This window comes from Paenibacillus sp. FSL M8-0212, assembly GCF_038004645.1.
GTDB lineage: Bacteria > Bacillota > Bacilli > Paenibacillales > Paenibacillaceae > Paenibacillus.
This window is the reverse complement of the sequence record NZ_JBBORP010000001.1, coordinates 529,919-543,250: the sequence shown is the minus strand read 5'-3', so window position 1 is coordinate 543,250 and position 13,332 is coordinate 529,919. Positions and strand designations below refer to the sequence as shown.

Below are 13,332 nucleotides of genomic sequence, written 5' to 3'. Positions count from 1 at the left end.
TTAACAATCGATGTGCAATACTCCATCAACTCAATTCTGGGATGATTTCAAAAGTTCTCTGAATGAAATTCTTTGCGGCGATAATCGTTTGGTGTAACCCCATTGAACTTTTTGAACATGCGATAGAAATATGAACTGTTGGTGAATCCGGTTCTCTCGGCAATATCGGCAACGGAGTTTTCCGTCTCCACCAGCAGATGCTGGGCCTTGGCTATGCGGGTTTCGTTAATCACGTCCGTGAGCCCTTTCAGGGTGAGCTGTTTGTAGAGCCTGCTTACATAGATGGGCGACATGCCCAACTCATCTGCGATAGAAGTTAGACATAGATTGGGGTCCGCATAGTCCCGCTCAATTATGCCATTGATTTTACGAATCAACTCTTCGTGCTTAAGTGTACGTTTCTCCTCAACTTTGGAACCAAGCTCATCAAACATACGATAGAAGTGTTCATGTACTTCACTGATGTCTTCCGCGTCTTTGACAGGCAGCATTAGACCATCCGAGACTGAATCAAGCGTGAGTTGATTATTCTTCTTGAGGGTATTTCGTACATGGTTCAGTGTCATCGTCAGATGGGATAAGGCTAGCTGGAAGACGGTAAACGGGTATGCGGCTGTTTCGCCGACGATATCTGCATAGACTTGTTTTGCTTCTCGCGTCTTACCTGTCATTAGATGATCGACAAGCTGTCTTTCCTTACCTGCCGGGAATGCGTACTCCTTGGCGTGATAAGCCATGATGTCAGAGGTGTAGATCAGACAGCCTGGTCCCATGAACAAACGATGCAGTGAGGCTTCGGCTGATCTGGTATAGGATGCAATACTGTCTTCCAATGAATCTTCTTCCGTGCCGATCGTACAGGAGATGGAGCATTTCAGATGGGTCATTACAGCTGCCTGCATCATGCGCAGCAGCTCTTCGATCCGGTGATGGGGAGGTTGCCCAAGTTCATGGTTTTCCGCTTTTTCATTGAAGATGAGTGTGATCAGATCACCGCCCATGTCCACAGCTTCCGCATTGTAGTGGAGATCGGCTGTCTCGGTACATATGTTCATCATGGCGTATTTTACAAGCTGGGTCTCGTCACGATACGTTTCGCAGAATTCGGTAAAATGGTCAATACGCAGCAATACCAGTCTGGATGCACGCTGAACATCAATGGAGGAACCATAGAACTTCATCCGTTCTTCCAGCATACCTCCAGTTACTGTTTCGCGGCCCTGTAGGGCCCCTCGTAGAAAATCCTGCCGTAACAAATGAAGACTGCCACGTCGCTCTGCTTCCATCACACGTAAACGAACAAGCACCTTATCAATAGGGTGATATAGTTTTCGGGACACAAGGTAAGAGAGCAGCAACCCTGCGAAGAGAAGTCCAACACAAAACAGAACGGTATGTGTGCGCATACTCCGTATATCTGAGGTAATCAGATCATAAGGTGTTATTCTCACATAACGCCAACCCAGGTCATCGGGAGCGGTATAGGTGATGAGCGATTTTTCTCCGTCGACCTTCTCGGTAAAGTAAGCTGACTGCTCCGTATCCTGCATAATTGGCTTCATAAAAGCTTCGCTGGAGAGATTTTTCATCAGTGCACGGTCGCCAAAGTCAGATAAAAGGTCTCCATTCTCATTCACGATAAAGGTCTTGCCTGGTTGATCCACAGCGTTCATATTTGGACCGAGCCAATCATCCTTGATATTAACGATGACAGCATAGTTTAGCTTTGCGTTGTCATTGATCGTGTCATAACAGAGATAGGTGTAACTGTTAACCTCTGTTGCTTCGGTAGAGCCGACCTGATATGTACGCGGGATGGGAACAAAAGGTTTATAGTCATGGAAGCGTTGGAGGATGCTTGTAATCCCCTGATCGTCGATCTCCGAGACGGACTGCTGCCCATTACGAACGTTGGAACTAATAAAGAATTCATTGCTTTTAGAGTTATATACATAGATGGATTCAATAAAGGGAAGGGACATACGGTAGTTGTCTAGCTGCTCCATCGCCGATGTGATCTCATAGATATTTGGTTTGGAATAGAGCAGTAATGAAGAGATGGTGTAGTCTTGATAAATCTGATATGACAATGATTTTGCAGTCTCAGTCATTTTCGCCACTTCACGGCTGGTTTGTGTAAGACTGTTCATATCTGTACGATACACCTGGCGAAGAGCAATCCGATTATAGTTGACGTACAAAATAGAAGAAGCCACAAGTAAGGTAGCGACCGTACTGATAATAATGCCGATCAGAATCCGTGTGAAGACCTTCTGACTGTCCTCTGAACGTTTACGCATTCTTCTTCCCCCTCAGACCTCCTGTTTTGGGTGAACAACGTAGAACTTCATATACATACGCTAGATTTCATATATGGATGAGCAGAAGAGCAAGAGTATCTTGAATTATATATTATGTATGCGTTTACATCAATGCTGGACAAGCCATTCCACCTGTTTTGTCTACATAAAGTTCAACTTTGGCTGGATTGTTCACTAGGTGTAGCCTATGCACGATATCAATATTTGTGAACGGATGTGTGTGAAGGTCTGTTCATTTCAGAGTTCGTTCGTTTTGTTCATAGTTCATTTCGCAGAATAGTTCATTTTCTGACGGGAAGCTTCAGTATCCGTGAGCGAAGAGAGCATCTACAATAAAAAGAGAGCTCCACCACGCAGCACCGCAAGAAATTCGGGAGGGATCGAGCCATGCTCAAAGAATTGAACAAAAACAAAATCATGTTTCTGATGCTGTTGCCCACGCTGATCTTTTTTCTGATTAACTCGTATTTTCCGATGGTCGGCATCTATTATGCGTTCACCCGGTATGATTTTGAAGGCGGATTATTTGGTAGTCCATTTGTCGGTCTGGAGAACTTTAAGTTCCTGTGGCAATCCGGAATGCTGCTGAAGCTCACAACCAACACTGTGGGTTACAATCTCGCTTTCATTATATTAGGAAACGGTCTGGCGATCTTCTGTGCGATCATGCTTAGCGAAATCCGGGGCAGGTTATTCAAAAAAATCACGCAATCCGTCATGTTCTTGCCGTATTTCATCTCATTTGTACTATTAAGTGTAATCGCTTACAACATGTTTAACTACGAGTCGGGTTTTGTGAACACGGTGCTCAAACGTTTTGAGGCCGGCCCGGTCGACATTTATAACACACCCTGGATCTGGGTGTTCCTGATCATCATCTTTTATCTATGGAAAAATCTTGGATACAGCATGGTCATCTATCTGGCCGCCATAACGGGTATCAGTGACGAGTATTATGAGGCTGCTCGAATCGACGGGGCCAATATATTTCAGCGGATCTGGTACATTACGGTACCGATGCTGAAGCCAACCTTTGTCATCCTGCTGTTGTTCTCGCTTGGCAGCATTATGAAGGGGCAGTTTGACCTGTTCTATCAACTGATCGGCAACAACGGGGTGCTGTACAATGCTACAGATATTATTGATACGTATGTGTATCGTTCACTGAAAGTAACATTTGATATCGGGATGGCAACGGCTGCTGGTCTGTATCAGTCCTTGTTTGGATTCATTTTGATCATGACCGTCAACTATATTATCCGCAAAGTCAATGAGGACTACGCCTTGTTCTAGAACGCCCGTAGGGCAGGAGGGAGAACGATCATGAACACGCCAATGAATACTCACACGCGTACGAATACGCGTCTCAAAGATTCGGAATTCACTTTCATGTTTCAACTGATTTCCTACAGCTTCATCATCATTTTATCAATCATGTGCTTGCTACCGTTTCTGCTGATTCTATCTGGTTCATTCAGCAGCAACGAGTCCATTGTGAGGGATGGTTATCACCTCTTTCCAACGGACTTTTCCCTGGAAGGTTACAAAATGGTGTTCAAATTCCCGACGCAGGTACTCAAGGCTTATGGGGTAACGGTCTTTACAACGGTGGTGGGGACTACGCTAGGGCTGTTCCTCATCACGATGGCCGGATTTGTGCTCCAGCGTAAGGACTTTAAATATCGGAACACGTTCTCGTTTTTTATCTACTTTACAACCCTGTTTGGTGGGGGACTTGTGCCTTGGTACATTATGCTGGCGAACTACTTCAATCTCACAGATACGTACACCGTACTGATTTTTCCGGGGTTGATGACACCATTTCTCATTATCCTGATGAAAAACTTCATTCGCTCGGCAGTGCCGGATGAGTTGATTGAGTCCGCCAAAATTGATGGAGCGAATGACTTCCGCATCTATTTCAGCATTGTGTTGAAACTGGCGATGCCTGGTATCGCAACCGTAGGTCTGTTTCTCGCGCTGGGTTACTGGAATGACTGGTTTACCTCATCCCTCTTCATTAACAACCCGGATATGTACCAACTGCAATTTTATCTCTACAACACGATGAACACGATTACATTCATTGACCAGATGGCGATTGGCACAGGGATCACACTCAGTCAGGATGTGCCTACGGAATCAACCAAGATGGCAATGGCTATCGTTGTAACGGGACCGATTTTGTTTCTGTATCCGTTTGTACAACGTTATTTTGTCAAAGGACTCACCATTGGTGCAGTGAAAGGTTAGAACGTGAGCACGCTGTGGGTATTAGGCCATTAACATCATTTCCGGTCTGAAACATGGCGAGTCTGCGCTAACATATAAAGGTTCACCACAAAAAGGGAGGATGCGTATGCGTAACAAAACAATTCGGCACCTGTCTCTGGTACTTGCCCTGATGTTGTTCGCCGGGGTACTTGCCGCATGTAATAACGGTTCGGGGGGATCGACGCAAGGAAGTGAGCAGGGAGGAACATCCGGGAATAAAGGTGAGAAAGTAACACTTCAATTTTACATGCTTGGGGATGCTCCGAAAGATCTGCCTGTTATTGAATCCGAGATCAATAAGCTGGCTGAGGCTGATCTGAACGTCAATGTGAAATTTAACTACACCTCATGGACCGACTGGGATCAAAAATATAAACTGCTGCTGTCTTCCGGACAGCCGATCGATCTGATCTTCACAGCGGATTGGACATTCTACCAGTCCTATGCGAAGAAGGGCGCGTTCCTGCCACTGGATGAAATGCTGCCTACAGCAGCGCCAGCACTGAAAGCTCATGTACCTGATGACATGTGGAATGCTGTCAAAATCAATGACAAAATCTATACTGTTCCATCAACTTGGATTGAGTATGTAACCGAGGGGATTGCTTACCGTGAGGACTTGCGTGAGAAGTACAATCTTCCGAAACCGGAATCCTTGGAGACGCTCGAAGCGTATCTGGAGGGCATCAAAGCCAACGAACCCAATATGATTCCGATTGCGGATAGCAATGCCAACCATACCCATGGTATTCGTCAATTGACATCCAAGCTGGTTAATACAGCAGGTCAACTTCCATATGGACTGGATATTATGTATGACTCACCATCAACTGTGACGTCTTACTGGGGATCCGCGCAACACCTGGAAGACCTGAAAACATACAAACGTTGGATGGACAAAGGATTTTTCCCGAAAAACGTACTGAATGTAAAGGATACTTCTAACTCATTGCTGCAAAATGGAAAAGCGGCTGTTGTTCTTTCCGGGGAGAACCCGAACAAATTTAATGCAGATGTAATCAAGGTGCAGTCTACGCATCCAGATTGGAAACTGGCTTATTTCCCATACCCGAATGCGAAAGGGTTTGCACAACCGGTTCACCCGATCCACAATGGTTTTGCGATTCCGCGTAGCAGTAAAAACCCGGAAAAAGCATTGGCATTTTATGAGAAACTGGTGACAGACAAACGATATAATTGGTTAACTGAATATGGCGTGGAGGGCAAAAACTTCGAGGTGGACAATGGATACTACAAAATGGTAGGCGATGCACAAACAAATGGCTTCCCGCGTGAGGGCATGAATGGTTGGGCATGGCGTAATCCGGAATACATGCTCTATGACAAAACTTTTGATGACGTGCTGACCATGTTTGAAGATCTCGACAAAATCAAAAAGCCTGATATTTATACCGGATTTGCTGAAGACTGGACACCGTACCAAGCCGAGAAGGCTGCATTGGAACAAGTAGAAAAGCAATATTTGTATCCGCTTAATGTAGGTTTGGTGGCAGACGTAGAGGCTGGATTGAACACATTTATGGAGAAGGCTAAACAAGCAGGATTGGAAAAAATTCAGGCAGAATACACCAAGCAGTGGCAGGAGTACTTGAAGTCAGCAGGCATTCAATAGTTTGTACTTTCCTTCATAAAGAAAAGGTGCCTTCAAATTCGAAGGCACCTTTTCAATGTGGTTGCAGGCTTGTTTGAAGCCGTTGGTTAGAGGCATGATTTGACGAAGAATGCGGGAAGCGACATCCTATTGGGATAAATTCATAAACGGGCCTCTTCTGCGGATGAAGGACGAACGTCCTCCAGCAGATCGATAATACTTTGAGCGCTCTGCATTGGATGAACCTTGGCGATTTCCGCCAAATGACGTTTGCGTTTACGTACAACATCCGGGTAGTGATGCAACAGCTTGTTCATCCATTTAACCACTACGTCGGGCGAAGTTATGGGTTCTCCCAACCCTCTTGCCGTAAAATAATGGACGTTTTCTTCTTCCTGACCAGGTATAGGGTTGTGGAACAACATGGGAATTCCTTTGGCCAAGCCTTCACTGCATGTCATTCCCCCAGGTTTGGTAATCAGAAGGTCGGATACTTCCATTAATTTGTCCACTTCGTTGGTGTATCCCATAATGTGAATGTTTTCTTTGCGATACATGGGGTTCTGTTCCATGCTGATCCGTGCTTTATCATTGCGACCCAGACAAAAAATGATCTGAATATCTTCATGCCGGCGTGTCAGCAGCGGATGGACCAGCTTGTCGCTGAGCATTCCCCAACCGCCGCCCATCACCAGTACAGTAGGCATGTTCTTAAGGTTGAATCTGCTTCGGATCTCTTCTCGCCCGGGATGCTCCCAGAAATTTGGATGCACCGGAATACCCGTGACTCGAATGTTGTCTGTAGGTACGCCTCGTAGCATTAGTTTGGACTTAACCTCATCTGAAGAAACCAGATAAAGGTCTACTTCACGGTTAATCCACGTCCCATGTGCATCATAGTCGGTGATGACTGTGCATAGGGGAACCTGTACACCCAGACGCTTCAGTCTGGATATGACAGCACTTGGAATCGGATGTGTACAGACGATCGCATCGGGACGTAACTGGCGCACAACGCTGCGTGTGTGTGTATAGAACAGTTTATGCAACGCCAGTGTGGTCAGCCTGTTCAATGATTTTTTATATTGGTGTCTGTATACGTATCCGAAAAGTTTGGGTTGGTTGGTAACCGTTTTTTTGTATGCTGTTATAATCAGAGGTGCAACCTTGGGATTTAAGAAACTTCCCAGTTCAAGCACTTTTGTCTGCACGTCTGGCGAGAGCTTTCGCAAATTGCTGGACAGTGCATAGGCGGCTTGAGTATGACCCGTACCAAAGCCTTCAGATAATAGTAATACTCTTTTTTTCTCCACGCTTACTTCACCTGTTCCTGCTAGGTTTTTCTGAGTCTAACATATCGGCTTTAAGACCAGAATGCAACTGTTGCAAGTGCGACTAAAGTACCTATTGTGGCACCCGCCAGAACATCAGAAGGATAGTGTAACCCCAGATAAATTCGAGAGAATCCGACAATAAGGGCTACAGGCAACAATATTAGCAATAAGATCGGATCAGTGGTCATAAAGGGAACCGTGACCGAAAAAATGGCAGTTGTGTGCCCTGAAGGAAACGAGTGATCCGTCAGGGGATTACGGAACGTAATTGTATCCGGCAAGGCCAGGTAAGGTCGAATGCGGGGATACAATTTTTTCGCGATGGCTACAGGGATGTGGCTGACCGCAAGGGCGATACATGCCTGGAGTCCTGTTGTGCTCCATGGAGCTGGAGCAAGCAGCCAGATTAACAGTGATATTGCAATAGAAGAAGTTGCTCCACCCAGATGGGTGAAATAATACAGCCAAAAATTCATAAAACGATTATGAAGTCGGCCGTTGATCCACATAAAAACATTTCGATCATAATCTTGAAACTTTAAGAATAAACGGCTCATATTGGCCTCCTGCCAGTCAGGCCGCCCGTAATGGCGGCATTATTTCCGGTGATTTTCTGCATCCGGTTTCGTCCTGATTAGTATATAACCGTTTTTCATGAACTTGAGGTTATTTCAGGTATATGTTTATCATATTTTTAAATGTTGTCCTTTTCAAGAAGAACCCATGTAAAGAACGTGAAATTCATGTTAAAGAGTGGATATATACCCATCTTAACTTTTTGACTTGGGTCAGCCAAAAAAGATACAATGATTCAACATGGCTGAAATGAGGTAAAAAAATGTGAGTTCTGTTTCAAACTTTTTGAGGTCTGTTTGCGTTATTTGTTATAGAGCCTCTGACGAAGAATAACATGCTGATGAAAAAAGCAGGGACTTTAGAAATAAAAATCAAGTAAACGGCTGAAAATAAGATATAACAGGCATGAATGCGAGGTTGTGGTATCACGAAGTGTCTATTCAGCGTTTAAAGATCACATTTCTGCTTCAGAAAGTGGAATTGGGGTTTTGACAAATGACTGAAAAGGATACAGAATCGATAAAGCAGCCAACTGATAGCAACCAAGCTTTGAAACATTGCCTGATATAATCACGTAGTACACAAAAGAACAGGGTCATATTCTGCAGATCAAAAAAAAAATAAATTGCAGAATCAGGAAGAGAAATGCTTGAGTAAACTGGGTTTTGAAAAAAAGGGGGTAACAGAGAACGATGTTGGACGCTATATTCGTCACGATGCAGGTCATTCTGGCACTGCTAGCCGTGTACCAATTCACGTTTTCGCTGTTCGGTCTGATTAAGAAAAAGAAAAAGAAACATTATCCGGCGACAAAATCATTCGCTGTACTCGTCGCAGCACACAATGAGGAACAAGTCATTGGTGCCTTGATGGAGAACTTGAAACAACTTGATTATCCGGAAGATCTGTACGATGTGTTTGTCATCTGTGACAACTGTACGGATGGAACGGCTCAAATTGTCAGAGAGCATGGATTAAACGCATGTGTACGTACCAATGCCGATTTAAGAGGTAAAGGGTATGCCATCGAATGGATGCTTAAGTACCTGTGGAAATTGCCGCGTCAGTATGACGCAGTTGTTATGTTTGACGCGGATAACCTGGTTGACCGTAACTTCTTGCTTGAGATGAATGATGACTTGAACAATGGTTCGCGTGTTATCCAAGGATACATTGATACGAAAAATCCGGAGGATTCCTGGATTACTGCAGCTTACGGTGTATCTTACTGGTACATCAACCGTCTGTGGCAGTTGTCTCGTCATAATTTGAATATGGCGAATTTCCTCGGAGGAACCGGAATGTGCTTCGAGACCAACCTGTTGAAGGAAATTGGCTGGGGTGCAACAAGTCTGGTTGAAGATCTGGAGTTTACGATGCGCAGTGTGCAACGCAATGTGTATCCTGTTTTCAACTATGACGCCAAAGTATTTGATGAGAAGCCATTGACATTTAAAGCTTCAGCGAGACAACGTCTGCGCTGGATGCAAGGTCACTTTACAGTTGCACGTAGATACTTCTTCCCGCTGCTCTGGCAGTCCATTAAGGAAAGAAGCCTGGTGAAATTTGACCTTGCTATCTATGGAGCCAATGTCTATGTGGTATTGCTTACGTTCCTGATGACGGCTGTGATGTGGGTAGACATGGCTATATTCAGCGGTCCGCACATTGCTAATATTTATGGATACTTCCCGTTATGGGTTGGATTCGTGGCTATTGGTTTGAACATTCTGACGTTCCTACTGTCCATGGCGCTGGAGAAGGTTACCTTTGCCAAAGTTTATCTATATCTGATTTTGTTCCCGATCTACCTGCTGTCTTGGTACCCGATTACGTTCTACGCTTTCTTTACGCAGAACAACAAACAGTGGAGCCACACTCAACATACACGTGTTGTACGGTTGGATGAGGTGCAGAGCAAACAAGGGTAAGGAACATGCATATGAGACTTTGTCGACATCTGATATAACAAATGTATAATTTACAAAAAAAAAGTTGTGAAGATGTTGACAATATGTTTTGTGGATGATATAGTATTTGAGTGCCTTAAAACGAATAGCAATGGAATCACAAGCAGAAGTCCGACTTCTCACCTGATCAACAAACATGTTGGCTGGTCAACGATCCCAATAATTTATGAAGTGTATACTCATGAAGAATTGTGTTGATTACAGGGATGTCGGTAGCTTGACCGGCATCCCTTTTATTTTTGTTTAACTGGATATTCAAAATGACCTGGAGGTGGACGATTATTAGTAAAGATCACATGATTAATGATGAGATTCGGGCGAAGGAAGTACGCCTTGTCGGAGCTGAAGGAGAACAAATTGGGATTACGCCCATTCGCGAAGCACTGCAAATGGCGATTGACCTGAATTTGGATCTGGTCAATGTGGCACCACAGGCTAAACCGCCGGTGTGTCGTATTATGGACTATGGCAAATTCCGTTATGAGCAACAAAAGAAAGATAAAGAAGCCCGTAAGAACCAGAAAATTGTTGATATTAAAGAAGTATGGTTCCGTTCCAATATTGAGGAGCACGATTATCAAACGAAGCTTCGTAATGTAGTTAAGTTTTTGAACGAAGGCGACAAAGTGAAATGTTCTGTTCGTTATCGCGGACGTGAAATTGCACATGCCGCGATTGGTCAACGGATTTTGGAGCGCGTTAAGGTAGAAGTTGCAGAACTTTGTACTGTTGAACGTCAACCAAAATTGGAAGGCCGCAGTATGATCATGATCTTGGCTCCTAAAGCCTGATAACATTGGAGGAGGAAACACAAAATGCCTAAAATGAAAACACACAGCAGTTTGAAAGGACGCTTTAAAATTACCGGTTCTGGTAAGGTCCTTCGTTACAAAGCTCACAAAAACCACTTGCTTTCCCACAAATCTAAACGTGCTAAGCGCGTTCTGAACGGTAACCCAGTTATGGCTGCCGGGGATGTTAGACGTTTGAAACAAGGTTTGGCTAACTTGAAAGGCTAATTCTAATTAGTACATTCCGTATGGGGGATCGGCTACGGCCGTACACATACCACGGATACATTTATATTTATTTGGGAGGTTCTTTAATATGGCAAGAGTAAAAGGCGGTTTTGTAGTACGTCGTCGTCATAAAAAGGTTTTGAAACTGGCAAGAGGTTATTTCGGTTCCAAACACCGTATTTTTAAAACAGCTAACGAGCAAGTAATGAAATCCCTGGTATACGCATACCGTGACCGTCGCAACACGAAACGTAACTTCCGCAGACTGTGGATCGTTCGTATCAATGCTGCAGCACGTATGAATGGTTTGTCTTACAACAAACTGATCCATGGTTTGAAACTTGCTGGAGTAGACATGAACCGCAAAATGTTGGCTGATCTGGCCGTTAACGACATCAATGCGTTCAACTCTTTGGCTACTGTAGCTAAAGGCAAAATCAACGCTTAAATTGTATGTTACAAGCCGCCGTACCTATATGGCGGCTTTTTTTACGGCTTGGAAGAAATCCGAAGCCCAATCTCTGAAAGAGTAGGCGAATAGGCTATGGTCTGGAAGGGAACAATGAAACCAGATAACTGGTTGAATAACAGACCATGGCGATACATAAAATACGAACGGTGAAATAATACAAAAGAAAACAGGTAAATTCCACTTAGCACTAAAGTTCACGATATGTTTTTGTTATATAACATCACATCGTTGTAACGTTAGTGTGTTAAATCGCTAAATTATTAAGCGTTTTCAATAAAAAAAGAACAAAAATATGTGATATTTGGTGATGAAACATCTGGATTTTAACACTGGTTGATTGTATAATCACCTCTAGTAGGCTAGTCCTAGATTTTTCTCTCCATGTCATAATGTTCGGTTTTTCGACAGATGATAGGATGCTACAAGGGTGAGAATGCGCTTTTAATGTCGAAGAAACCATACATTCTGCATAAAAGTCATTCCTGCTATCTGTTAACCGTTCAATTGTAGGCTGGATTGGAATGAGGGATATATCATTAAGGGGGAAAAAGAGAAATGAAAAAGATGCTCAGCTTGTCTTTGGTAATGTTGCTGGCGGTATCGGTTATGCTCGCAGGTTGCGGTAGCAAACCGAAAGAAGAAACAAATGCCGGAGGAGATACAGGTGGCACATCCACTGAAGCGAAATCCGATCTCAAAATCGGTATGGTTACTGACGTAGGTGGAGTTAATGACAAATCCTTTAACCAATCCGCTTGGGAAGCTTTGCAAGCGACTGAAACAGAAACAGGTACTGCTGTTAAATACCTGCAAAGTAAATCCGATGAAGAGTACATTCCTAACCTGAACGAATTCGTTAAAGGTGGATATGATCTGACTTGGGGTATCGGTTTCCAATTGGCTGATGCAATCAAAACTGTAGCTGAGCAAAACCCTGATGCTAAACTCGCGATCATCGACAGTGTTGTTGATGCTCCTAACGTTAAATCCGTAACATTTGCTGAAGAAGAAGGATCTTACCTGGTTGGTGTTGTAGCTGGTCTGACAACAAAATCCAACAAAATTGGTTTTGTAGGCGGTATGGAAAGCCCACTGATCAAAAAGTTTGAAGTAGGATTCAGAGAAGGTGTTAAAGCAGTTAACCCTGATGCTCAATTCATTTCTAACTACACAGGTGCATTTGATAAACCTGACTTGGGTAAAGCAGCAGCAGCAACACTTTACAATGAAGGCGTAGATATTATCTTCCACGCTTCTGGCGCAACAGGTAACGGTGTGTTTAACGAAGCAAGTGCTCGTAAGAAGCAAGGTCAAGATGTATGGGTTATCGGTGTAGACAAAGACCAATCTCTTGAGTTTGGTGATGAGATCACTTTGACTTCCATGATCAAAAAAGTTGACGAAGCAGTTAAGCGCGTTAACAAAGAAGTAGTTGATGGTACATTCGCTGGCGGTTCCGAGAACCTGACTTTGAAAGAAAACGGCGTAGGTATTGCTGATACCTCTACTGCCAATGTATCTGCTGAAACACTTGCTAAAGTAGAAGAGTACAAAGAAAAAATCATCAGCGGCGAAATCAAAGTTCCTACAGAGTAATTTTGATCTAAGTCGCAAATGAATAATCATTGGGGCCGGTCTTGACCGGCCTTATGATTGCAAGAACAGGAACATTTGATCAAGTCATCATAACAATTGTACAAGGTCACTGTGCACCAACGCTCCGGTAGGAGCTTTTCTTAAGATAATGGAATTGA

Annotated in this window: 11 protein-coding genes; 8 read left to right on the top strand and 3 right to left on the bottom strand. The window is 43.8% G+C overall.

Annotation, left to right across the window (positions count from 1 at the left end; translation table 11 throughout):
- Window positions 1–47: 47 nt before the first annotated feature.
- Window positions 48–2,300, bottom strand: a complete 2,253-nt coding sequence (locus MKX68_RS02340) for an AraC family transcriptional regulator (RefSeq protein WP_340908762.1) — start codon at window positions 2,298–2,300, stop codon at window positions 48–50.
- A gap of 408 nt (window positions 2,301–2,708) precedes the next feature.
- Here MKX68_RS02340 and MKX68_RS02335 point away from each other — a divergent pair, with 408 nt between their 5' ends.
- From MKX68_RS02335 to MKX68_RS02325, 3 genes are all read left to right on the top strand, one after another.
- On the top strand, window positions 2,709–3,614 hold the full coding sequence (locus MKX68_RS02335; RefSeq protein ID WP_017689672.1) for an ABC transporter permease: 906 nt from the start codon (window positions 2,709–2,711) through the stop codon (window positions 3,612–3,614).
- A gap of 96 nt (window positions 3,615–3,710) precedes the next feature.
- Entirely contained in the window at window positions 3,711–4,574 is an 864-nt protein-coding gene (locus MKX68_RS02330) for a carbohydrate ABC transporter permease (RefSeq protein ID WP_370511436.1), read from the top strand.
- A gap of 100 nt (window positions 4,575–4,674) precedes the next feature.
- Window positions 4,675–6,228, top strand: coding sequence for an ABC transporter substrate-binding protein (locus tag MKX68_RS02325; RefSeq protein ID WP_445671058.1), 1,554 nt, complete (start codon window positions 4,675–4,677; stop codon window positions 6,226–6,228).
- A 140-nt stretch (window positions 6,229–6,368) separates the two neighbouring features.
- On the opposite strand, the gene MKX68_RS02320 is transcribed toward MKX68_RS02325, so the two are convergent.
- Window positions 6,369–7,520 carry an MGDG synthase family glycosyltransferase gene (locus tag MKX68_RS02320; protein ID WP_340908756.1) on the bottom strand — a complete coding sequence of 384 codons (1,152 nt, stop codon included), beginning with the start codon at window positions 7,518–7,520 and terminating at the stop codon, window positions 6,369–6,371.
- A 50-nt stretch (window positions 7,521–7,570) separates the two neighbouring features.
- Window positions 7,571–8,098, bottom strand: coding sequence for a phosphatase PAP2 family protein (locus MKX68_RS02315; RefSeq protein WP_017689668.1), 528 nt, complete (start codon window positions 8,096–8,098; stop codon window positions 7,571–7,573).
- Window positions 8,099–8,809: 711 nt separating this feature from the next.
- On the opposite strand from MKX68_RS02315, the gene MKX68_RS02310 reads away from it, so the two are divergent.
- The 5 genes from MKX68_RS02310 to MKX68_RS02290 all read left to right on the top strand — a co-directional run bounded on the left by MKX68_RS02310 (window position 8,810) and on the right by MKX68_RS02290 (window position 13,174).
- Window positions 8,810–10,048 carry a glycosyltransferase family 2 protein gene (locus MKX68_RS02310; protein WP_036610177.1) on the top strand — a complete coding sequence of 413 codons (1,239 nt, stop codon included), beginning with the start codon at window positions 8,810–8,812 and terminating at the stop codon, window positions 10,046–10,048.
- A 335-nt stretch (window positions 10,049–10,383) separates the two neighbouring features.
- On the top strand, window positions 10,384–10,878 hold the full coding sequence (infC, locus tag MKX68_RS02305) for a translation initiation factor IF-3 (protein ID WP_017689666.1): 495 nt from the start codon (window positions 10,384–10,386) through the stop codon (window positions 10,876–10,878).
- 24 nt (window positions 10,879–10,902) lie between these two features.
- Entirely contained in the window at window positions 10,903–11,106 is a 204-nt protein-coding gene (gene rpmI, locus MKX68_RS02300) for a 50S ribosomal protein L35 (RefSeq protein ID WP_017689665.1), read from the top strand.
- Window positions 11,107–11,194: 88 nt separating this feature from the next.
- On the top strand, window positions 11,195–11,554 hold the full coding sequence (gene rplT / locus MKX68_RS02295) for a 50S ribosomal protein L20 (protein WP_017689664.1): 360 nt from the start codon (window positions 11,195–11,197) through the stop codon (window positions 11,552–11,554).
- Between the two features lie 579 nt (window positions 11,555–12,133).
- Window positions 12,134–13,174 carry a BMP family lipoprotein gene (locus tag MKX68_RS02290; protein ID WP_340908754.1) on the top strand — a complete coding sequence of 347 codons (1,041 nt, stop codon included), beginning with the start codon at window positions 12,134–12,136 and terminating at the stop codon, window positions 13,172–13,174.
- Window positions 13,175–13,332: the final 158 nt, after the last annotated feature.

Bases quoted from the DNA above. Each gene is read 5' to 3' on its own strand.
- MKX68_RS02340 (WP_340908762.1), bottom strand. From the start codon at position 2,300: ATGCGTAAACGTTCAGAGGACAGTCAGAAGGTCTTCACACGGATTCTG.
- MKX68_RS02335 (WP_017689672.1), top strand. From the start codon at position 2,709: ATGCTCAAAGAATTGAACAAAAACAAAATCATGTTTCTGATGCTGTTG.
- MKX68_RS02330 (WP_370511436.1), top strand. From the start codon at position 3,711: ATGTTTCAACTGATTTCCTACAGCTTCATCATCATTTTATCAATCATG.
- MKX68_RS02325 (WP_445671058.1), top strand. From the start codon at position 4,675: ATGCGTATGCGTAACAAAACAATTCGGCACCTGTCTCTGGTACTTGCC.
- MKX68_RS02315 (WP_017689668.1), bottom strand. From the start codon at position 8,098: ATGAGCCGTTTATTCTTAAAGTTTCAAGATTATGATCGAAATGTTTTT.
- MKX68_RS02310 (WP_036610177.1), top strand. From the start codon at position 8,810: ATGTTGGACGCTATATTCGTCACGATGCAGGTCATTCTGGCACTGCTA.
- infC (WP_017689666.1), top strand. From the start codon at position 10,384: ATGATTAATGATGAGATTCGGGCGAAGGAAGTACGCCTTGTCGGAGCT.
- rpmI (WP_017689665.1), top strand. From the start codon at position 10,903: ATGCCTAAAATGAAAACACACAGCAGTTTGAAAGGACGCTTTAAAATT.
- rplT (WP_017689664.1), top strand. From the start codon at position 11,195: ATGGCAAGAGTAAAAGGCGGTTTTGTAGTACGTCGTCGTCATAAAAAG.
- MKX68_RS02290 (WP_340908754.1), top strand. From the start codon at position 12,134: ATGAAAAAGATGCTCAGCTTGTCTTTGGTAATGTTGCTGGCGGTATCG.